This is a genomic window from Bartonella sp. AC70YNML, from assembly GCF_042196545.1.
Taxonomy (GTDB): domain Bacteria; phylum Pseudomonadota; class Alphaproteobacteria; order Rhizobiales; family Rhizobiaceae; genus Bartonella.
The window spans coordinates 313,580-336,907 of sequence record NZ_JBHIQK010000002.1 but is presented as its reverse complement, the minus strand read 5'-3'; the positions used below and the strand labels follow the sequence as shown (position 1 = coordinate 336,907).

Annotated in this window: 11 protein-coding genes and 2 pseudogenes; 4 read left to right on the top strand and 9 right to left on the bottom strand. The window is 37.2% G+C overall.

What is annotated here, in order from left to right:
• The 6 genes and pseudogenes from ACFIMU_RS03450 to ACFIMU_RS03430 all read right to left on the bottom strand — a co-directional run.
• Positions 1-2,576: pseudogene (locus tag ACFIMU_RS03450) on the bottom strand (hypothetical protein); the annotation flags it as partial.
• Positions 2,577-3,015: 439 nt separating this feature from the next.
• A complete protein-coding gene (locus ACFIMU_RS03445) occupies positions 3,016-3,621 on the bottom strand; it encodes a hypothetical protein (RefSeq protein ID WP_375696818.1) in 606 nt (201 codons plus the stop codon).
• 677 nt (positions 3,622-4,298) lie between these two features.
• Positions 4,299-5,534, bottom strand: a complete 1,236-nt coding sequence (locus ACFIMU_RS08810; protein ID WP_375686444.1) for a YadA-like family protein — start codon at positions 5,532-5,534, stop codon at positions 4,299-4,301.
• Between the two features lie 45 nt (positions 5,535-5,579).
• Positions 5,580-7,622: pseudogene (locus ACFIMU_RS08805) on the bottom strand (hypothetical protein); the annotation flags it as partial.
• Between the two features lie 950 nt (positions 7,623-8,572).
• The gene (locus tag ACFIMU_RS03435; protein ID WP_375696816.1) at positions 8,573-14,959 is read right to left on the bottom strand and encodes a Vomp family autotransporter; all 6,387 of its coding nucleotides are present in this window, start codon (positions 14,957-14,959) and stop codon (positions 8,573-8,575) included.
• Between the two features lie 718 nt (positions 14,960-15,677).
• Positions 15,678-16,193 (bottom strand): helix-turn-helix transcriptional regulator, encoded by a 516-nt coding sequence (locus ACFIMU_RS03430; RefSeq protein ID WP_375606213.1) that lies wholly within the window; start codon positions 16,191-16,193, stop codon positions 15,678-15,680.
• A 490-nt stretch (positions 16,194-16,683) separates the two neighbouring features.
• Between ACFIMU_RS03430 and ACFIMU_RS03425 the strand changes: the two genes are divergently transcribed.
• Together ACFIMU_RS03425 and ACFIMU_RS03420 are read left to right on the top strand one after the other, a co-directional pair.
• Positions 16,684-17,130, top strand: coding sequence for a hypothetical protein (locus ACFIMU_RS03425; RefSeq protein ID WP_375606212.1), 447 nt, complete (start codon positions 16,684-16,686; stop codon positions 17,128-17,130).
• Between the two features lie 2 nt (positions 17,131-17,132).
• Positions 17,133-17,402: a hypothetical protein gene (locus tag ACFIMU_RS03420; RefSeq protein WP_012754562.1), complete on the top strand. Its 270-nt coding sequence runs from the start codon at positions 17,133-17,135 to the stop codon at positions 17,400-17,402.
• A 317-nt stretch (positions 17,403-17,719) separates the two neighbouring features.
• Here the strand turns inward: ACFIMU_RS03420 and ACFIMU_RS03415 are convergent, their stop codons facing one another.
• From ACFIMU_RS03415 to ACFIMU_RS03405, 3 genes are all read right to left on the bottom strand, one after another.
• Positions 17,720-18,931 carry an MFS transporter gene (locus ACFIMU_RS03415; RefSeq protein ID WP_375606211.1) on the bottom strand — a complete coding sequence of 404 codons (1,212 nt, stop codon included), beginning with the start codon at positions 18,929-18,931 and terminating at the stop codon, positions 17,720-17,722.
• 450 nt (positions 18,932-19,381) lie between these two features.
• Positions 19,382-19,606 carry a hypothetical protein gene (locus ACFIMU_RS03410; RefSeq protein WP_375696823.1) on the bottom strand — a complete coding sequence of 75 codons (225 nt, stop codon included), beginning with the start codon at positions 19,604-19,606 and terminating at the stop codon, positions 19,382-19,384.
• A gap of 9 nt (positions 19,607-19,615) precedes the next feature.
• Positions 19,616-19,828, bottom strand: a complete 213-nt coding sequence (locus ACFIMU_RS03405) for a hypothetical protein (protein ID WP_375606210.1) — start codon at positions 19,826-19,828, stop codon at positions 19,616-19,618.
• Between the two features lie 1,097 nt (positions 19,829-20,925).
• On the opposite strand from ACFIMU_RS03405, the gene ACFIMU_RS03400 reads away from it, so the two are divergent.
• The gene (locus ACFIMU_RS03400) at positions 20,926-22,116 is read left to right on the top strand and encodes a hypothetical protein (protein ID WP_375606231.1); all 1,191 of its coding nucleotides are present in this window, start codon (positions 20,926-20,928) and stop codon (positions 22,114-22,116) included.
• Positions 22,113-23,318, top strand: a complete 1,206-nt coding sequence (locus ACFIMU_RS03395) for an ATP-grasp domain-containing protein (RefSeq protein WP_375696815.1) — start codon at positions 22,113-22,115, stop codon at positions 23,316-23,318. The genes ACFIMU_RS03400 and ACFIMU_RS03395 overlap by 4 nt, the downstream gene beginning before the upstream one ends.
• The last annotated feature ends 10 nt before the right edge of the window (positions 23,319-23,328 follow it).

Genomic DNA, 23,328 nt, shown 5'->3' with positions numbered 1-23,328 from the left:
ATATTCGTGATAGAAGTATCAACAGCATTAAAAGCAGAACCAACATCATTATGAGAATTACCCTGAATTGTGTAAGTAGGAGCCTTACCGTTAAATACATCTGCACCACCACCAAAATATTGTGATGTATTTTGAGAAATTGTTGAGAGATTATTCGTAACAGTGATAACATTCTGATTAGTAGCAAAGAGCTGAGAACCATTTACTGCATCGGTTGAATCTTCAGAAATGTCTCCATTGGCAAGAAATTTAATTTTGCTATTGGCTTTTCCCTCTCCATGCTGTGCCACAAATGCCTGCTCATCATTACTCCACAATAGAGAATCTTTAGAAACACCCTCTATTTTCTGAGTAAATTCATTGGCTACATGTGTTAAGCGACTATTCACATTGTTGATATTGTCATCAAGCCCTATCAAAGCGTCACCAACATTATTATGGTCTTTAGATACTGCTACGCCATCTTCAGAAATGCGCGATAAATGATAGAGCGGACCGAATAAAATACCGTCGCTAAATTCTGCATTCCCACCCAAAATGTTTGCTACATCTCGAGATATTTTTTCAATCTGCCTACCATTGATCGCATCATGCGAATCTTCAGCAATTTTTCCATCTTTAACATTATGGAGGGAAACTGGTGCTGTAGTCTTATCACCACCCAAAGTTATGCTATTATAATTAACGGTATCGTTTTCTTTATCATAAAGAACTGCAGCAGCACTTGTAAGATTAATATCATTAGAAATCTTCTCTATACTTTTATCAAGCTGAGCTTTGTTAACAGCTTCATTACCATTCACAGCTGTCTTTACGCCAGAAATTATCCTATCGTTGCCTGCATTATTTGCAACATTAATTTCTGTACCCCCCGTTGTCACACCAACGGTAATAGTACCTGCATCTCCTTCCTGCTTAACGAGGCTGTTTTTTGTCGCATTCGTAATCTGATTTTGGATATTCGTGATAGAAGTATCAACAGCATTAAAAGCAGAACCAACATCATTATGAGAATTACCCTGAATTGTGTAAGTTGGTGCTTTACCATTAGATACATCTGCACCACCACCAAAATATTGTGATATATTTTGACTTACACCTGCAACGTCGCGATTAACCTGCTCCAACTGAGCAAAATTCACTGCATCATCAGGTTCTTCCCCAGCTGCCACTCCTGTAATCTGCTTATTGCCAGCATCAATGCCATCCACAGTTATTTTAGCCCCATCAGCAAACAAAATGCCATCATCACTGATAGAGCTTCTCCCAGCGGTAACTCGTTCCACTGTAATATTATTAGCTAGATCAAATGTTACATTATTGTTTTCCTCACCTTTTGTAATCTTAAGATTGTCACTTGCAGCCGACAAATCTACAGTATCTTGTACACCAACAGCTTTAGCATTTTTACCCCCAACAGATAGTGTCCAACCTTGGTCTACGTATTTTTGCAATGATTTTAACTGTGCAACATTAACGGCATCAGTGTCGCCACTACCAGCTGCCACTCCTACAATCTGGCGCGTTTTTTCTGATTTAGCATCACCAACACTTACTGCACCTAGTGTACTCGCCCATATCATGTCGTCAGAATCTGAAGGGCCTTTAGTTAAAGAATTATAACCGATAGCGCCCGCAGCAACATCAGCCACAGACTCGCTCCCAAGAGCAACGCCTAAATTTATCGTCGTTTTTGAATAAGCACCAAAAGCTATAGATTCCTCACTGTCCGCCTTAGCACGATGTCCAATAGCAATTGATTCTTCGCCCGTCGCTATTGTACGGCCCTCAGTAGGAATCGGCTTACTACCACTTCTACCTTCACCACCTATTGCGATACTTTTTTTACCTACAGCGTACGCCAAATGACCTACAGCAACAGTAAAGCTATTATCCACCTGCGCGCCATAACCAACAGCAACCGAATCTGGAGCGTTTACTATTATCTTGGCACCAAGAGCAACAATATCACTCTTTCCATGGAGTTTTTCAGCCTTTGTTATATCATTACCAAATATGACATTAGTACCCTCTACGTCACGTTGCAGTCCGGTATCGCGCTGCATTCTAGTCATAGAGTCATTACGCAAAGGATTCAATGCATCAATAATCGCTGTATTCTCACCATTCTGTACACTGATAATCGATTTTTTATATTGCCAGCCTGCATCTAATGTCCTTTCAGATGAATTTTTACCATCTGCCCTCAAAACATTCACAATAGGATCATCATTACTTATAGCAGAAAGGGTTTTGGTTAAAAAATTTACATAGTTATCGGAAGCGTTAACTTTTGGCATCATTGCTACATTCAATGCTGTTAAATAATTTTCCTTATCACCATCATAGTAATCATACGCAGAGATAATGCTTTGCGGATAAACCACGGCAGCATTCTTCACATTTTCAAGAGATGCTTTTGTTAAATCGAAATTTGCTGAAAAAACAGGAGCAGCATTCGATAAAAACAAGGCAACCGCAGTTCCCAACGAAGCTACTTTAAACAATGATGATCGACGATGTGAGCGAGAAAAACTCAAATCACGCAGATTTTGTGTAGTATATAATTTTTTCATAATACCCCCCTTCATAATAATAGATTAAAAACACAAAAAAGGTATGATCTAGAGCTCTAAAGCTTTCCTATTTCCCTTGCGTGTTCCTACTTTTACAGCGTGTTTTAGGACATCAATAAAATTAAGACGTAAGCTTTTGTTTCTGCAGCGACTTTAAAGAGTAATTAGGGGTAGGTTCATGAAAGTCAATTTAAGGAAGGTAAAAAAATACTTAATATTAGAATAGCTTTCGTTTTTTCTATCAAAGGTTGTGTATCGTTTTTTAGCTTTGATCTCTTTGAAAGAGATATAATTTTTGTGCCTATTGATCATCCGCTTAGGCATCAGTTTATTTTTCGTGAATAAGATTTTTTTATTTCATTAGAGGATTTATGAAAGCTTTTTACTAAAATGCACCATTTATATTCTTACTAATGGTAATGTGTCTCGTTGCTGTATCCTATTTTACAAAAATACTCACTGCTACTTGTTCTTTTATTCCCTTCAGTTGTGAAAAATTCACTGCATCAGTATTGCTAGTTCCTTCTGCAACATTTGTTACTTTTTTACTTGCCGCATTAATATTACCGGTGGTTATTTGCAGGCCATCAGTAATTACTAAGCCTGTTGCATCGACTTTTGTTTTCTCTCCTAATGTTATGCTTTTCAATGATATATCATTAGCCAAACCAAATATGAGCTTATTTTCATCGTCCTCATCTCTTTTAACCGTGAAGTTACTTCCTCCAGATGAAAAATTTATTGTACTATCTAGCACCCATATCTTTAGCTTCCTCACCAGAAATAGACAGTTTCCAACCTTTTTTCTTACGACTTCTTCTAAATCCTGCAATTGTCTAAGGTTCATTGCATCGGCAGGTTTGCTACCAGCTGCTACACCTATAATTTGTCGCGTTATGTTCTTACTAGGAACACCAATACTTATTGCAACTTTCATACTTTTCCATTGAGATTCAGTGTTTTTAGCCGGTCCTTGCAGAAGAGACGTATACCCAAAAACGCCATCAGCCCTACCGGACACAGAGTTGTCTCCAATAGCCCCCATCAACCGTCACTTTAGAATAGGAATCTAAAGCGATACTTCCAACCCCATTTGCTTTTGAATAGAAACCCATAGAAATAGCTTCTTGAGCAAATGCATATACACGGGTGACCAAGTGAAATCGAACCATATTCTAAAGTTTTAGAAACAGTTCCCACTACTGTTGAATAATCACTCTTCGCAAGTTGTATAATCATTTTCCCCGTATTCGCTCTTCTTATTATATTCACCACCTATTGCGATCTGCTTTTCTCTAAAGCGTGAGCCATATTGCATACAGCAACGCTCCATTCTTTTTCCGTTTGCGCTCCACTATCTAAAGCAATACTTATGTTTGGAGTACGTTGCATATCTGTAGATCGTTTCATTATAAAGCATACGTTTAAAACTATACGAAAAAAAAGCTAAAACTGTCTCATTTTATAAAGGGTATATTCGTATTTACATTGCGTGAAGCATTTTAACAAATAAAAATAATAGCAATCAATTTTTTGAATCTTTACCACTAAGGTCTTTTATTCTCAACAAAAGTTGTCATAGGCTTTTTATATTCGGATTTTATATAATTACGGGTGTTTTATACATTTAGAATAGCTTTAGAGAGCTCTGGAAAAAAGTAAAAAATTGCCCTTTTCTTAAATAAGAAAAAGGCAAATCAATTTTATGGATTTAGTCGTTTATTAGTTGAGTATCACATTAACTCCTGCACTTATACCCCAGTGACCTCCAGAAGTGGTAATTGACAAGTTGGAACCAATATAACCGTTCTCTGAAGTATAACCTGTACCAAAAGCAAAAGCAGATTGACTACGCCATAAACCACTACCAAATGCGATAGTTAATTTTCCAGGGATATCACTATAGCGTAAACTAGATACCGCTAAACCAACAGCTGCTGCCTGTCTTGCCTCTTTTCGAACATCCTCAACAACATAACTTAATGTCGAAACCTTCATATCCGTATATGAATTAGCCCCACTAACGCCATCTTTTACAAGATGAGAAATTTGCTCATCCGTATACTTATTGGCACTTTCAAGCACAAAATCCATCTTATCTTTTAATTGACCGCCATTAACCGCTTCTTTCGAATCTTTTTTAATCTTTCCATCGGCTACATTGTCTATTAATACTGGAGAACTGTCATCTACACCAACTAATGTAACTTTATTGGTCTTTTTGCCCGTTTTTTTATCTTTATCATATTGTACAGATCCCTCCGTAACTTTATTTTCAATATCCTTTACCTGATCTGTAATCATCTGCTGAGTTTCCCAAAGCTGTCCTCCATTCACTGCTTCTTTTGAATCTCTGTCTACCTTACCATTCGCTACATTGATAATCTTACTTGGACTCTTAACACCCTGAGAATCAACATGAGATGCATCATAGCTTCCTTTTTCTTTATTCCAATTCAGACTATTCGAAGAGGTATCCTTTTCAACTTCTTTTATACGATCGTTGATATTGCTCATGCTGTCATTAACAACATCAAATGCTTCAGAGACACTATTACGCTCCTCTTTATCACCTTTCGTACCATCCTTATTAAAGACCTGAACGTAGAATTTTGGTCCTTGCCAGTTTCCTTCCTTATCATAACCAGATCCTCCACCAAAATATGAGGCAAATGTCTGTTGAAGAGTATAAATCTGACCACCATTAATCGCATCCGTAGAATCTTCTGATATCTTTCCTTTCGCAAGGAACGTGATCTTGCTGTTTTCCTTTTTACCTTCTTCTTCATGCTGTGCTACAAACGCACCTGCATCATCACTCCACAACAACGCATTTTGCTCAATGTTGTCTGAAATCTCATTATGAAGATTCTTGAAAACCTTATTTACACCGGAAAACGCGGCTGCAATGCTATCATAATCTTCCTCTACAAAGCTTCCATCTTCTTGAAAAGTCATTATCTTGAAACCTGGAAGAACCCAGCCATCACCATCATACTTAGCATCACCACCAAAATACTTTGCTAGCGACTGATTCAGATCATAAATCTGCCCGCCATTAACCGCATCACTCGAGCCTGATACTATAGAGCCAGCAGCAAGTGATGTGATCTTGCTTGCTTTTCTGTCATCACCTTCCCCATGCAGAGCGACAAAAGCTTTGTCACCATCGCTCCAAGATAAAGAATCTTGTGCAACTCCCTCTGAGACCTCCTTAATGCGAGCGTTCACATTCTTGATATTCTCATCAAGCCCTTTAAAGGCAGAACCAACATCGCTATGCGATTTATCTGTTACTTCACCACCTTTATCAATACTGGATAAATTATAAGTTGGCCCTTTAAAAGCACCATCCTTAAATTCAGCTTCTCCACCTAAAAACTTAGCTACATCCTCACCGATTTTATTAATCTGACCACCCGTGATGGCATCACGTGAACCCTTAGAAATCTGACCATCGGCAACATTATGAAGTGCTACAGCAGCAGAACCTTTACCTTTTCCTAAAGTCACACTTGCATAATTTATAGTGTTATTATCACCCTCTTTTTTATCATAGTGAATAACAGCCGAGTCATCTGATTGAAGACTGGTAGAAAGCTTCTCTAAACTTTCATCAAGCTGGCCTTTGTTAACAGCGTCATTATTGTTCTTTGCTTCCCCAACACCAGAAATTATCCGATCCCCACCGCTTTCATTTGCAATATTGATTTCTGCGCCACCTACTTTTGCACCAATAGTGAGACGACTCGTTGTCTTATCTTGCTGAACAAAGCTCTCGCTTTCCACTTTAGTAATCACATTATTAACCTGTTCAGTCAATTTATTCTGAACATTCGTGATAGAACTTCCAACACCGGCAAGTGCATCTGCTACATTCTGATAATTCTTGTCAAAAGAAGTACCATCCTCACCAAACTGCTTGATCTTGAAATCCGGTGCTTTCCATTTGCCCTCTTTATCATAACCTGCACCTCCACCAAAATATTTTGATGTATTCGCCATAGCCGTTTCCAGATTTCTCGCTGTGGACGAAAGACTCTCACTGATTTTGCTTAACTGTGAAAAATTAACTGCATCGTTCGCTCCAGTGCCATCAGACACTCCTGTAATCTTTTTACCCCCTGCATCTATCCCAGAAATGATTATTTTCGGTCCACCAGAAATCACTAAGCCTGTTGCATCTAGGGCACTGCTTCCTGCAGTTACTTTATTGACTGCAATATCCTTAGCTAGATCAAATTTTATATTATTATTATCTTTGCCTTTGCTAATTTGAAGATTTGTACTTCCAGCGGAAAAATCTACCGCGCTGTCCATGATAACGGTCGTATCATCCTTACCCCCAACAGAGAGTTTCCAACCACCATTTCTTACGACACTTTCTAAGTCTTTTAACTGTACAACATTTACTGCATCAGTAGGCTCACTACCAGCTGCTACACCTATAATCTGCCGCGTTATGCCCTTACTAGGATTACCAACACTAACAGCACCCTGCGTACTTTTCCATTGCGCTTTAGTGTTTATTGCCGGACCCTGCAGCATAGAAGTATACCCCAAAACACCTGCAGCCCTATCGGATATAGAACCGCTTCCTAGAGCAACACCTCCCGTAACCGTCACATTAGAGCTAGCGCCTATAGCAACTCCCTGCAGCGCCTGCTCCTTTGCGTATGCATTGTATCCCATAGCAATCGCTTCATTTGCATAACTATGTGCTTTACTACCGAAGGCTATTGAAAAATCACCAAATGAAACTGTTCTCTCTTTTTCATCATAACTATCGGTTAGAGAAGAGCCGATTGCAATGCTATTTTTAGTATTTCTACTACTACCAGCTAAAGCAGTTAAGCCGATAGCAATCCCTTGGTCAGCCTTCGTCTGCGCTACCTGCCCGAAAACAATAGCATCATGCGCTTCTCCCTGAGCTCGTTCACCATAAACAAGAGGATTACCCAAATCCTGCTTGCTAGTTATCTGATCTCCCTTTACAACTCTTGGAGTTAAATCTGCTCTTGTTATTTTTTTACTTCCAGCATTCATATCAATTGAACGTATCGAATCGCTGGCTTCTGGCAAAACATTCACTATAGGACTATAATCACTTACACCAGTAAGAGTTTTAGTTAAAAAATTTGCATAGTCTTCAGAATTATTCAAACCAGCAACAGAGAGAATGCTTTGTAGATAAGACACGCCGGCACTTTTTACACCTTCAAGAAACGTGTTTCTAAAATCAGGATTTGCTGAAAAAACAGGTGTAACATTCGATAAGAATGTAGCCGCTGTAGCCAACGAAAGAACTTTAACAAAAGAAAAACGAGAAAATTTTAAATCGCTCCCTGCTAATTTTGTATATAATTTTTTCATAGTGAACTCCCCAATGAAAGAAATAACTATAAACACAAAAAAGACACATTTAAACGCTATACAGTCTTTCAAAGTTGTTTTTTCTAAACGTATTCAAAAAATTTAGTACCTGACTGAAAAGATAAAGAAGTTGTTTTTTAAGATTAATACGTTTTGCTCTTTTACATTTTCTAAGAAAGTAAATTTTTGGTAACTGGTTTTTTAACCTTTAAACTTATTGGTTGTTTTTTGCAAGGGGTAGAGTTAATTTAGCGTATTGTTTTATAACTTCTTCCAGTAAAGTTGAAATACATTTGAATGATAATTTTATCTTAATAGAAAACTTTTTAATAGATTTGTAGAGAGCAAAAGTTTTTTATCTGTAGAGTGCTACAGATTTTTCAGATTTAAAAATTAAAGAAGAAAATAATGAACTTATAATTTATGAAAGAACTCATTATCTTATTTTGAAATAAGAAGTTCATTTTGTTGAAAGTGTATAGGTTTTTTCTGTTTTTTAAACCTGTATTTATTATTATAGCGCTTATCAATTTGTATACATGTATTTTTACATACGTAACAACAATTCACCCCTGCCTCATGAGACAGGGGTGAAAAGGAATTTTTATATATTTTGTTTATTATCAATTCAATGTCATATTGAATCCCGCACCTACACCCCAGTGACCTCCAGAAGTTGTTGCGGATATGTTAGAGCGGTATTTTCCATTTTCTGAGGTGTAACCTGCACCAAAGGCAAATGCAGATTGACTACGCCATAAACCAGTACCAAATCCAACGCTTAATTTTCCAGGTGTATCATTGTAGCGTAAGTTAGACACCGCAAGACCAATAGCCGCTGCTTGTCTAGCCTCTTTTTTCACACTCTCAATACTATAGTTTAAAACATCAAACTTCATATCTGTATATTGCTTAGCCCGATCAACAGCATCATCAATAGCATCAATCACAATATTATTAACCCGTTGATCTGTATACTGCTTGGATTGATCAAGAATAATCTTCATCTGTTCTTGAGTATAATCATGGAGTTGACCACCATTTACAGCCTCTTTCGAACCTTTTTCAATTTTACCATCAGAGACATTATCAATCAGAACAGGTTCACTGGCATCCCCCCCCGCTAATGTGATTTTATTGGTTTTTTTGCCGTTTTCATCTCTATCATAACGAACAGCATCCTCTTCAATGTTGTCAACTCTATTATTGATGTTATCAACTTTGGCATCAATATTGATAACTGTATCACCAATATCAGCAATCGTATTGGAAATGTTATCAACTCTGTTGGTAAGATGCTGAACATCTTTTTCAACACCAGTGATACGTTCATTGGTTTCCCAAAGTTGTCCACCATTAACCGCATCTTTCGAACCTTTTTCAACTTTACCATCGGCTACATTGATAATCTTACTTGGTTGACCATCATGGTTAGCGTCATAGGCTCCTTTCTCCTTATTCCAGTGTAGAACATCTGAATCAACCTTGTTGATGACATCATTAATACGGTTATTTATGTTTACCATACCGCCATTAACACCACCAATCGCCTCAGCAACATTATGGTGCTCTTTCTCAACAGTTGTACCATCAGCATTGACTTGAACAATCTTAAAAGTAGGATCTGTCCATTTGCCATTCTCATATTTGGCACCGCCACCGAAATAATTAGCAAGCTTGTTGCTCATGAGATAAAGTTGGTTCCCTGTAATGGCATCCGTTGAACCTTCGGCAATCTCACCATCCAAAAGATATTTCAATTTGCTCTTTGTTTTCTGCCCATCTTTTTCATGACGTGCAACAAATGCTTCTTCATCATCATCCCACAGTAAAGCATCATTAGAGAAATCTTCAATTTTCTGATTAAACTCATTGGATACATTCGTTAAGCGTTGATTCACATCTTGAACATTTTTATCAAGACCTGTTAAAGCATCACCAACATTGTAAAAATTAGCCTTCCCTACCTTACCGTCAACAATAGCCGATAAAGTATATTTCAGCCCTTCAAAAGCACCGTTAATAAACTTTGCACCACCGCCAAAAAACTTTGCAATATCTGCTGATATTTTATTAACCTGACTACCATTGATTGCATCGTTGGAATTTTCAGAAATGCTACCATCTTTCACGTTACGAAGAGCAACTTGTCCGTTGTTCTTATCGCCGCCCAAAGTTACACTACCGTAATTAACACTATTATCGTCATTCTTATCATAAAGAACCGCAGTAGCAGTTACTGTCTCAATATCTTTCGTAATATCCTTTATGCTTTTATCCAGTTGGTCTTTGTTAACAGCTTCATCGCCCTTCTCTGCTGCCTGCACACCAGAAATCTTACGTGCTACACCAGCATATCCTGCAATATTGATTTCAGTCCCAGCTGTATCCTTACCAATCGTGATAGGAGCAGAAACTCCGTTTTGCTTAACAAGACTATTTTTTACCACATCGGAAATCTTATTATCAATCTTATGGATAGAAACATTCACACCAGTAAATGCCTCTGTAACATTATCATATGTATTTCCATCAATAACGAAAGTAGGTTTTATACCTTCAAGTACATCTGTGCTGCCACCAAAATATTCCGATGTATTTTTAGCAACTTTCGATAATTTATTAGTAACAGTGGTAACTTTTTGGTTAGTAGCAAAAAGCTGAGAACCATTTACTGCTTCCGTTGATGTTTGAGAAAGTTCTCCATCTTTCACACCGGCAAGTGTACGGTCCATACCACTTTTATTTACAAGGCTGATTTCAGTACCACCTGTCGCCTTACCAACGGTAATAAGACCTTCAGAACCTCCTTCTTGTTTCACAAGACTATTTTCTGTTACATTGGTAATCTGATTATAAATATCTGTGATAGAATTATCGACACCCTCAAAAGCATCAGCGACATTATGGTGTTTTTTCTGAGTAATGGTACCATTCGCTTCACGCTGAGAAATTTTGAAAGTAGGCCCCGTCCACTCTCCATCTTCATAACTAGCGCCACCACCAAAATAATTCGCAATCTGATCACCCATCGCATAAAGTTGGGAACCATTTATTGCATCTGTTGAATCTTCTGAAATATCGCCATCTAAAAGATACGTTAGCTTGCTATTTGTTTTTTGTCCATCTGTTCCATGACGCGCAACAAATGCTTGATCCTTTTCACTCCACAGTAAAGCATCTTGAGACAATTTATCAAACTCATTGGTTACATGCTGTATATTTTTATTCACATTTTTAACATTTGCATCGAGCCCTGTCAAAGCTTCGCCAACGTTGTAAAAGGTCTTCTGTTCTACTTTACCATCTGTAGAAACTGTAGATAAGTTATATTGTGGACCTGAAAAAACTCCGTTATTAAATTCTGTACCACCACCGAAAAATTCTGCAATATCCTTAGATATTTTATTAATCTGGCTACCATTTATCGCATCTGTTGACTCTTCTGAAATATCACCATTTAAAAGGTGGGTAATCTTACTATCTGTTTTACGTCCATCTTTTTCATGACGTGCAGCAAATGCTTGTTTACCATCATCCCATAATAAGGCATCTTGAGAGAACTTATCAAATTTATTATCTACATATTTTATATGACTATTCACATTTTTGACATTCGCATCAAGCTTTGTTAAAGCATCACCAACATTTTTAGCTATATACTGAACTACTTCACCATCTGTAGAAACTTTAGATATGTTATATTGTGGACCTACAAAAGCACCATCCTGAAATGCTGCATCTCCACCAAAGAATTGTGCAATATCTCCAGAAATTGTATTAATCTGGCTACCATTTATAGCTTCTTTCGAGGACTTTCCAATGTTACCATCCGCAATACCAGAGATAACTCGATTTTCACTATTAGAATTGGCAACATTGATTTTGGTACCATCTTTTTGCGCACCAATTGTAATGAGCTTCTGCCCTTCATCCCATTTAACAAGACTATTTGCTGTTACATTGTTAATCTGTGTATAAATATCTGTTATAGAATTATCGACATCTTTAAAAGCATCCGTTACATTATGGTGTTCGTTACCCTGAACAGTAAAAGTTGGCTTGAAACCATCAATTACATCTGTCTCACCACCAAAATATTTTGATATATTATCAGCATAATTGAAAAGCTGATGACCATTTATTGCTTCTGTCGAATCGGAACTGACTTTTCCAACTGCAACGCCAGAAATAATTCGATCCTTGCCTTCAGAGTTGGCAACATTTATTCCAATACCTTCTTTTTGCGCACCAATAGTGATAAGCTTTTCGTCTTCTTTCCATTTAACAAGACTATTATCCGCTACTTCTTTTATTTTCTCTTCTACTATCTTTAACTGAGTAAGATTAACTGCATCCGTATCTAAAATGCCTTCTGCCACTCTTCTAATTACTTTATCGCCCGCATCAATACCGCCATATGTTATACTTGGACCATGTCTAATCGCTAAGCCACTATTATTTATAGTAACTTCACTCCCTACTTTTATTTTATTAACTGTGATAAATTCGTTTAAATCAAATGTTACCTCGTTATTATTGCCTCTTACAATTTTGAGATTTTTGTGGTCATCCTTATCTGCAGCAGCTACAAACTTTACTATGCTCTCTGCCCCAACATCTGTAGCATTATCACCATCAACAGAAAGCTTCCAGCCTGTTTTAATTCCTGCTGTAAAATCTTGTAACTGTTTATAATTTACTGCATCAGTATCTTGAGTCCCCTCTGCTACTTTCGTAATCTTTTTACTACCAGCATCAATACCATTCGCTGTTATGCTTGGTCCTCCATCAACAAACTTAAAGCCCTCACCATTCATAATGCTGTTGCCTGTCGTAACACTCGTGAGCTTAATCTGATCATTCAAAGAAAATGTGACTTTGTTATTATCTTTTACAATTTTGATATTTTTGCTTCCATCATCACTCTCACCCGCAACAAGATCTACTGTACTCCCAGCTTTAACATCTGTAGCATTGCTACCATCAACAGAAAGTTGCCAGCCATTTTCTGCAAGTATTTTTACATCTTTCAGCTGTTTATAATTCACCGCATCTGTATCGTCTTCTGCCTTAGCTACTCCTGTAACTTTTTTATCACCAGCATTAATACCATTCGCGGTAATGCTTGGTCCATTACCATCAATAAACTTAAAGCCCTCATTACTCATAGTACTGTTGCCTGTCGTGACAGTCGTTAGCTCAATCTGATCATTTAAAGAAAATGTAACTTTATTGTCGCTATCTTTTTTAATCGTGATATTTTTATTGTTTACCCCCCTAGTCTCACCAGCAATAAGATCTACTGTACTACCAGCTTTAACATCTGTAGCATTATCACCATCAACAGAAAGTTGCCAGCCCGTTTTCATTCCTTCTGTGAATTCTTTCAGTTGCGCAACATTCACTGCATCGGTATCATCTTCTCCTTTTGCCACTCCCGTGATCACTTGCTCTCCAGCATCAATACCATCAATAGTCATGCGTGGCCCCTCATTAATAATAAAGCCATCACCGCTCATAGAGCTTGCTCCTGTAGTGACACTTATCAATTTAAGATTATCACTTAAAGCAAAGTGCATTTTCTGCTTCTTGTTTTCATTGTTTTTTTCAATCGTTAAGTTATCTTGCCCTACTTCACTATTTTTCACTGAAAAATCTACGGTATTGCCTGAATTCACATCTGTAGGATCGGTATCGTTAGCAGAAAGTTTCCAAACTCCTGATGCCAAATCTCTCATAGCTTTCAACTGTGCAACATTCACTGCATCAGTGTCTTTACTCCCAGCTGCAACATTTGTAATCTGTCGCGTTAATTTCTGGTTAGTATTACCAACACTAAAATCACCTGCAGTGCTTTTCCATGCAAGATCACTTTTTGTTGTTGTAGTATTTGTTACAGGATCATACCCTAAAACTTTCCCATCAACACGAGAGACAGATCCCCCACCCACAGCAACGCCATCTATAACATGTACTTGTGCATTTATACCAATTGCAACTGAATGAGCAGTCTCAGCATAAGTATGGGAACCTATAGCAATCGAATTTTTACCTTTAGCTATTACTTTTCTTTCCTGCCCATTTTCTGCAGGTTCTCCGCCACCTATTGCAATAGAACCAAGAGCTTCCGCTTCAGCCTTCGAACCTATGGCAACCGTATAATCATTACTTGCTTTGGTCTTTAATCCTAACGCAACACTATTGTAACCAGACGCAGATGCAAACTTACCAATAGCAACACTATTTATACCGCTCCCTTCTGCATTTGAACCAACCGCAATCGCATCGTCCTGCGTAGCTTTGGAACTCTCACCTATAGAAACACTATTTTTACCAGAAGCGATTGCGAGACCACCAAAAGAAACAGCAGATTCACCGGAGGCTTCTGATCCAACGCCTATAGCAACAGCTGCTTTGCCACTTGCAAGTGCGGAAACACCAAAGGCTTGCGCTCCTCCAGCCTTTGCTGTCGCACCTGCCCCCAAAACGGTTGAATAATTACCCGTCGCTGCAGACCCACACCCCGTTGCAAAAGAATAAACACCATAAGCCTCAGGCATTGCATTAAAGATACCACCAGTGGGTGTTCCCATATAGCCACCCACCGGCTGACCACGACTGTTAATCGTCACACCATCACCAGCCCAAGTAACCTTTTCAGTCGTGGTACCATAAGGATGACGGCCAGAAAACTCCTGATCATTAATAAATCTATTATATTGTTCCTTTGCAGTTATTCGATTAACATCAGGAATTGCCTGCTGTTGTTTACCACCACGCCCAACAACGTTGTCTGCACCACAATAATCATCATCACCTGCAAAAACAATACTGCCATGACTACCATGTAGATACTCAACCTGCGGCATATTAGAGCTTTGAACCGTTTGTCCTGTTATCGCAAGGTTCGCTGCGAAAACAGGAGAAACACTCGATAAGAGTGTCGCCATTACCGTACTAAGAGAGACAACTTTAATTAAATTTGGTGTGGAATATTTTTTTTTCATAAGAACCTCCTCCAACAGAGTTCAACATCATTACAACGCGCGGAAACACTCATGGCAAAACCCTCAGTTTGCGCACTTCAAAAACCAATAAATCAAGACAAAACCCTCCCCCTACGATACCGCTATTTTTACGGCATCGCCCTAAAATCTTTGCAACAACATCGAATCTAGAAAAGTCCCCAACCCTTTTAGCTAGAGGGATTCAAGCTAAAAAATAAATAAAAACACAAAACTTTGAAAATATACCGTTCTCTCCATTCAAAAATACTGCGATTTATCTCTTAACAAAAATAGTTTCACTAAAGAGCAATTCTATTTTTCAAATAAAGCGCATTAAAAGAATGGCAAGAGTGTAAAAATAATTTTTTATAAATTTATAAAAATACTTCTCAATAAAATAGCTGTTCTTATAAGCACAAATTTATGATTTTTTAACTTATAGCATAATGTAATAATGACAATTATCATGATAACATCACTCTTTGCTGCGAAGTAATCTGTTTCAATATATGATGCACACCTTTGAAAGAGTTTTTTTATATCACTACTCGTCATTTTTTATCTGTATTAGAGCAATGTATTGATTTATAATGATAATTTATTATTATTCAGGTTGAATAAAAGACTCAAAAATTGTGAGATTTTTACATTCCAAACTTGGTTATATAGTAGAAAATCAAAAAAGCTCCATTTTTTAAAAGAGCTGTTCGTTCATATCTTATGAAATTTCTAGAGGTGTTTTTTCAGCTTCGATTTTACGTCTTAAATGTAATTTTAAAAGCGGCAAAGTGGCTTCGATTTCTTCTATATCATTGAGGTTTTGAATAAGCTCTTGCAATCTTCCATAAAGCTCTGCTGCTAATTCCGCAACATCTTCAGGAGAAAGTGTTATTTTTGCATCATGATAGGTCGTATAAACTAAATGTCCAAGCTTTTTCATCAGCCCAGCAGGAATCGCCTGCGGTTTAAAACCAGCTGCTTTCGCCTTTGCCACATCTGAAAACATCTCACCATCACCCGTTACAAGCCAGTTTAAATTGACTTTTAATTTCTGTGATAAAACAGCCAAAAATTCTACATTAGGAAAGGTCGTGCCTCTTTCAGCGTGATCATAAATGGCTTTATTAATACCTAAACGGCTTGCTATTTGGTGCCTACTAAATAGCAAACTTTCTCGTATCAAACGTAATCGCTTCGCTTGTTCTGTTTTGGGTTCAATCTCTTTTTTTGCCAAATTACATAATAATACAAATATTGCGTTGACTTAATTCAATATTTGCACTATACCTCTCGTTACTGCCCCTTAAGAAGAGCAGTTATCACATACATAACCCCACAAAAACGGATGTTACAGTATCCATTTAAGCAGGAGCGAAAATTATGACAATTACAAAAAATGCAATCGCCGTGGTATTTTTCTGAGCTGCGCCCCTGTAATATAACCTTGGAAAAACTCAAGCCTATCAGAGGCTATTTTCCAGAGTCAAAAACATTTGGACACAGGCCAATGAAAAAACTAAATGCGCCAATGCCAACTCTATCAGTTTGCATGCCAAGCCAATTCTTGCCAACTGCTTTCTCAAAAGTTGCAGTCATATTCTTTCAAAAGCAAAAAGCCTAATACGATTCTCTTCATTTCATGCTGTGCAATATACCACTGAAATTTTATTACAAAAATATGCTAATGCATTTCCCATAGGTTTTATAAGGTAAAAAGTTTATCAATGTCTAAAAATCAATATAAAATAGGCAAAATAATTGGTATTCTACAAAAAATGAGATTATCACTCGTTATTAAAAAGTTAGACGTTTACAAACCCTGTTTGCTTATTTTATATATTAATGGCACTGATTTAGCTGTAACTGGCAATAGAGATTTCAGGTTTTTTGGTTTATCGTCAGAATACTCTTCCTCTACGCATATTAAAAGCCTTTTGGCAATGTATTTTAAATGCTATAAATTCTATAGTAAACACATTGCCATCCATATTTACAATTGGGCGCTTCAAAATCTTGGAGTAATAAAATCTTTAATAGGCTTTGATTTAAAAGCGCGTATTTTGCAGAAAATTGACAAAACCATGAGGTTCGTATACATGGCAATTTTAAGTGATGATAGTGGAGTGATACTTAAAAAAGCTGCATGGAAACCCGCAACGTTGAGGAATTAAGCATGACCTCTTTATGCGATAAAGAATTATCTGATACACTGGTTGGTCTTTATGACGACTATCAACGCGGTTTCGACATTGGAGAAGAGCTTAAACTGTGCGTGGATTTAGCATTATCTCTTGAATTGGAACTCAGTATTCACCGTTTAAGTGAAACAGATGCTGTTTTAAAAAAAGAGATTGTGCAAACCTTGCATCGTCGTAGAAACACCCATTCCAATGAAGATGAAATTGATACAATTTTTCATATGGATTTTGAAAAACAAAAATAATGCAATACTCTCCTCGTATGATAAGATATTACCTCATCGCTTTACTTTCTGCTACGCTTAGACAAAAAACTTTCAAGAAGATTTAAAGTGTTACGTTTTCGTCTTCTTAACAGCAGTGAGGTGAATTAAAGAAACGCATCAATTCTTTTGGATCATTATCAAAAAGTGAAGGGTATTCTCTAGCATACATCAATTTATGCTTTATTTATTAAGCACCAACTTTCCATTTGCTCACCACCCCTTTAAAAACAAAATGTGAAATGTGCTGCAGCGTAAATATTTATAAAATAGCGTATTTTACCACACTTAAAGCCAATTTATTGTTTTTCATGTTTATAAAACAGTACAATGAGAATTCCAACAAACGCAACAATGCTTTGAAAAAAATATATCGATTGAGGTGATATGCTACTGTTATCGCTTGCCATAATGAGATAGAATCCGAGGATCAAGCATCCAGAGATACCATTAAAACTTGCCTGCAATCTTCCTTGGTATTCAGGATCACAAGAGAGTTGTGATAAAGAAATCGAAAGAGCCCAACTCGAAAGTCCAAATCCAATCATAAAGTAAACAGGAAAAACAACAAAATTGTGTGTATTAACAGATAAAATAGCGAGGCCAATAGCCATAAAAGCTAATAAAATGGCTAATGTTTTCCTTATCGATAAAACTTTACAAAGAAGTGGTGAAAAAAACGCACCTGTCAATACGCCCATAGAATAAAGCACCTCAAATATTGCAAAGGTCCTGTTATCAGCATGTAAAACCTCTTGTATATAAGGAACGAGAATAACAGGAATGGTCATCAAAAGAGTCATAATAATCATCTGGCTTATATAAGGTACAAAAAGAGCCGGATTCTGTTTAAAATAATGAAGGGATGCTGTATAATTTTCCCACCAATTTTGCTGGTTTTGTTTTTTAGATCTTCGGTTTTTAGGTACCTTCATTACAAAATTAAATAAACCAGCAATGATAAAGAATATACCACCTATTAGAAGAGTTCCTTTTGTTCCTGCATAGGATAGTATAAATCCACTTAAGCCCATACCTACGATAGTGCCAAGTTCATAAACCATATCGATGGTTGCATTTGCATTGATGAGCTGTTCCTTCAGCACAATACTTTGAATTAGAGAAATAGCTGATGGCATATAAAAAGGGATAAAAATACCCAAAAGAGCAGATAAGACCATCAATTCAATTTTTATACCAAAATGCCAAAGCATTACCCAGCTTACGATTACCAAACCTCTCACAAGATTTGAAATAATAATCTGCGTTTTACGGTTATATTTATCTGCCAATATGCCAAAAATAGGCGCAAAAATAATGCCAGGCGTCCAAAGAAAAAGCATCATCAACGCTACACCACGGATTGAGCCCGTCTGATTGTAAGCGAGCCACGACAATGTAATATAATTTAGTCCACTTCCAAATGTAGCAAATAAGCCACTCAAAGTAAAATAGAGAAAAGTTCTATTTTCAAATAAAGCAATGCGTTCCTTCAAATTTGAAGTGAACATAAATTATCCTCTAAAATGAATCCCAGTCGATATGCATGATACATCCTGTTTAAAAACAGGCATTCTTACAATTTTCATTTTAGATCATTAAATTTAAGAAAGCAAAATTTCTTTTTTGAGGCTTTTACAATCTTTGTGCTGTTGTATGATTAATTCTTCTATGAAAACAGAACATTTATGGACAAAAACAAATTTAATATTTTATGTGCGTTTTATTCAGAAGCTACACCTTTATACATATGTGAAACAATTTTACGGTATGGAAGCTGCACTCACATCATTGCCCTTATTATTCCGTGCATTAAAATATGCTCGAGTATACTCCTCCATGTCGTTCTTCTATCATCACACTTTGGCTCTAAAAGAATAAACACACTATTATTCTCACGATAAATATTGATAACTTTTCTATTCCTCTTCTCTAAATCTTTTAAAACAAGCCCATTACAGTTAGCTTTCCAAATAAATTTTTTCAATAAAAGAGAGTTTTTCTTCGTATTTTAAGTTTAAACCATCCCTTTTCTGCAACCGTTCCAGTATAGTAATGGGCGGTAAATGAAGATAAAATGTAATATGAGGTCTTAGAATAGATTGATTTAATTTAAAGGCACTTTCAACAGAAAGCTCTCGAGCATAAAAATAAGCAAGACTAGAATAAACATATCGATCGCTAATTAATAAATTTTACGATGACGTTAAGGAAGGTTCAATAATTTCAAGCGTATGTTTGCGTCTATCTGTCGCTGATAAGAGTGCTAAGAGCAACGGATCAATTGCTTTTCCATTATCTAAGTAATCTCTAATTTCTGGATTATTTCTATACCAATAACTGGGTTGAAAAGTTTGTATTATATGTTTTTCTGTTGAGTAATGGCGAGAAATTTCTTTGAAGACCACATGGAATTATAAACTTTTTTATCAAAATACATTTTGTCTATATACTTTCCATAAGTTAAATTGTTTTATGTCTGAAATCTCTTAATGTTTAATAAGGTGTTTTTTTACTCGTCTCTAAACAGAAAAACACAATACTCCCGCATTTTGTATAACTTATTAACTTTATGATAAATGGCGGTATATCGACTTAGTTTTAAGATAAGGTTATATTTTAGACAACTTAAAATGAGATTAAGTATTTGTAAAAAATATATTTTTTGATCACACTCCATAACCTGCCATTTTTTAACGAATTCTAGTAGAGTTTCCGAGGATTACTCCTATAGCGTCGTGTAAGTGTAGAGAAATGAGTTCGATCTCAGTATTTATTGTCCCTAAGAGCTGGTAGTAGATTCCGCTACATAGGAATCTAATGAAATCAACTCTATCTTTTCTCAAACCACTGCCCTCGCTATAAGAATTTGATATCCGATTCCGTCAAAAAGCAGCAGAGCAATTCTTGGAAAACATCGCTGAGATATTGAAATATGCCTAGCAAAAGCTTTTGAATCAAATGTTTCGCTATATTCATAAACTGAAACTAAGAATATTATAATAAGCCCTCAAACAACGACGACGCCAAAATCAGCCGTAATAAAGCCTCCTAAAACTGAACCAATAATACCTTCTCTCTATAAAAAGACTACTATGTAAAGGTTTTAATACAATACCTTAGCGCTAATGCCATAAATGTTTCTGATAGATAACGAAGTTTATTGTCACAACAACATCTAACAACGGTCAATAGAAAAACCTCAACCTTGAGTATAAACAAAATCAACTTGAAAGTGCAAAATATATCTCTAGGACATAGTCCCTTATTGGCAAGCCCCCTGCCAAGAAACACAGTAAAAATACCAGCCTCCATCCTACTCATTCTCCTGAAAATAAGCTATCTCTACCATAAACATCAGCGTTCAATTTTTCCTACCGAAAAAACTTGACATGCACAGCAATACATGTACACGTTTATAGTTTTTGAACATGTATGCTGATTTATAATACTGTGTGTTTTGAAGAGATTCTGAAATGGGGGGGATAATGTGCACAAACAACTGATGTTTCGGTTTTATGGGCTTGTTGTCCTGCTGTATCTTTCTGATATGGTTTTATTTTTAAGTAATCTTTGGAATGCTTATCGCATAACATCCTCATCGGTTTTCCTAGGCGTAACCATGGCTTTAGGCACCCTTATGCCCTATCTTTTGAAAAAAAGCGGACTTGTGCACATTAAAGCCTCACTGCGGTTGATCGATTTATACAAAAGGCGGATCATTATCTATAGCCTTCTTTTATTGATTGCTCTTTTCCATTACGCTGATTCCCCCTTTGGTTTTATCGCTGTCTCTATCTCTATCGGCTATCTCTCTTTGATTACCTTAAGCACACTCGAGACTTATAATACTAAACTAGCACTTAGTGGTTATATTAGCGCCCAAAAGGCTTCCCGAATTATGCAAACAGTGGTGCAAATTGGCGCTTTTTTGGGAGCAGCACTAAGTGGTTATCTCTTAGAAGCGACCAGCCCTCGAGGGGCAGCGGCTGAAATCGGTTATAATGGTTTGATTGTGACACTTTGTGTGTTTGACATCATTATAAGCCTTATAGCCGGATATATTATATTTTGCGATGAATACAACGCTACAGATACCACAGCACTTGCAACAGGTAAGAAGCCAGCACCTACACCGCAAGCGGATGGACTCTCCCGTGAGCTTAAACTTTTATGCGTCTGCATAGGACTTATTGGCTTTCATATTTGCGCTTATAATACGCTAGCAACCATTCTTTTTCAGAGTGTGAAAAATTTTGGCTCTGAATACTATGGGCTTTGCAGTGCGGTTGCGGGCATGGGCGCTTTTTTGGCTGCTTTTATCAAAATCCCTCGTTTTGAATTTATTCTCCCAGCCCTTATGTTGAGCGTAGCTGATCTTATTTTTAGCACCACACAATCGCCCTATTTAGCTGTGGCCTTTTGCTTTTTTATTGGTTTTTCAATGAATACCATGCGAATTAATGCCCGCAAACATACGATTGAAGCCACCAAAACAGAAGCTCAAGCAGAGCTGGTGGGAAGCTATAGCGGCATGCTTTATACTCTCTCCCAATCGGCAGGTTATGTTATCCTTGGTCTTCTTACAAGCTCTGCCCTTATGGGTCCTCAAGCAGCTGTTTATCTTCTGCCCCTTATAGGATTGATAATCTTTATTTATGTTCTTTTCCTTTTATCACAGCGGAACAAAGTATGAGAAAACCTATTCTTATTGTCGACCCTTTCTCCACGGGTGCCCTCTATGGCCCTGCTTTGCAAAAATTAGGCTATGCTTGTTATGGTGTTGTCTCTCAAGCAGCTTCTTTTTCACACTTTATGCTTTCTTATCAGGGAAAGGGCATGGCAGAAACGAAGCTTCATAGTGTAGATGAGATAAAGAAACGCTTTCCTATCGGCACGATAGAGGCTGTAATAGCGGGTGCCGAAAGAGGTATCTATTGTGCAGAGCAATTGGCGGCTTATTATGGTTGTCTTGGGAATAACCCCTTGACTACCGATTGGCGACGGAAAAAAGCAGCGATGCAAAAACGCCTTTGTGAAAATGGTTTATCTTACATCCGATCAAAGATTCTTACAAAAAACGATTGTACTTTCGATGGTTTTGAAAGCCTCTGTGGCTATGTAGTAAAGCCTAACGATTCTGCGGGAAGCGATGGTGTTTTATTTTTCTCTAATCTTGAGGAAGTAGTAATGTGGACCTCTGAAATAGACTGGAAGAAAAAAAATATTTTTGGCGCACCTAACGAGGCCTATTTGCTCCAAGAAAGATTGGAGGGAGAAGAATACATCGTCGATGCCGTTGTAAAGGGAGATGCTATAAAGATATGCGCTTTATCACGATATAAAAAAGGTATTCATAATGGAAGTACTTTTGTTTATGAAACACTTGATGTGCTTGATTCTCAAGATCCCTCTTATGCCCCTCTTATCTCTTATGCAAAACAATGCATTCGCGCGCTGGGGATTGAATATGGACCTGCGCATATGGAAATCATGCAAACAGCTCGTGGTCCAGTGATGATCGAAGTAGGAGCCCGCCTCCACGGAGGAATTGCACCCACCTTGTTCGCGCATTGCTATGAAGATGGTTTACTTGAAAGCTCCGTTAACCTTATTGCAGGCGTGTTTTCGCAAACACCAAGTCGCTTTAAGAAAAAAGGGCGTATTATCTTCCTTATCAACGAGATCGACGGTCATATTATAAAAGATGTTAACGTATGGCGGCAAAAGCTTTATTCCTGGGAAAATGTGGTTCATTTTATGCTCTTTTTTAAAGAAAACGAGCCCCTCCCCCTAACCATCGATTTAAATACCTGCCCAGCTATTATAGCAATTTGGGGACACAGTGATGATGAATTATCAGCTTTGGAGAGGATCATTCGTAGCAATTTCTTATAAAATACAGCAA

Coding starts and splice junctions, on each gene's coding strand:
- ACFIMU_RS03445 (WP_375696818.1), bottom strand. CDS start 3,621: ATGGGGGCTATTGGAGACAACTCTGTGTCCGGTAGGGCTGATGGCGTT.
- ACFIMU_RS08810 (WP_375686444.1), bottom strand. CDS start 5,534: ATGACTTTTCAAGAAGATGGAAGCTTTGTAGAGGAAGATTATGATAGC.
- ACFIMU_RS03435 (WP_375696816.1), bottom strand. CDS start 14,959: ATGAAAAAAAAATATTCCACACCAAATTTAATTAAAGTTGTCTCTCTT.
- ACFIMU_RS03425 (WP_375606212.1), top strand. CDS start 16,684: ATGTCTAAAAATCAATATAAAATAGGCAAAATAATTGGTATTCTACAA.
- ACFIMU_RS03420 (WP_012754562.1), top strand. CDS start 17,133: ATGACCTCTTTATGCGATAAAGAATTATCTGATACACTGGTTGGTCTT.
- ACFIMU_RS03415 (WP_375606211.1), bottom strand. CDS start 18,931: ATGTTCACTTCAAATTTGAAGGAACGCATTGCTTTATTTGAAAATAGA.
- ACFIMU_RS03400 (WP_375606231.1), top strand. CDS start 20,926: ATGTTTCGGTTTTATGGGCTTGTTGTCCTGCTGTATCTTTCTGATATG.
- ACFIMU_RS03395 (WP_375696815.1), top strand. CDS start 22,113: ATGAGAAAACCTATTCTTATTGTCGACCCTTTCTCCACGGGTGCCCTC.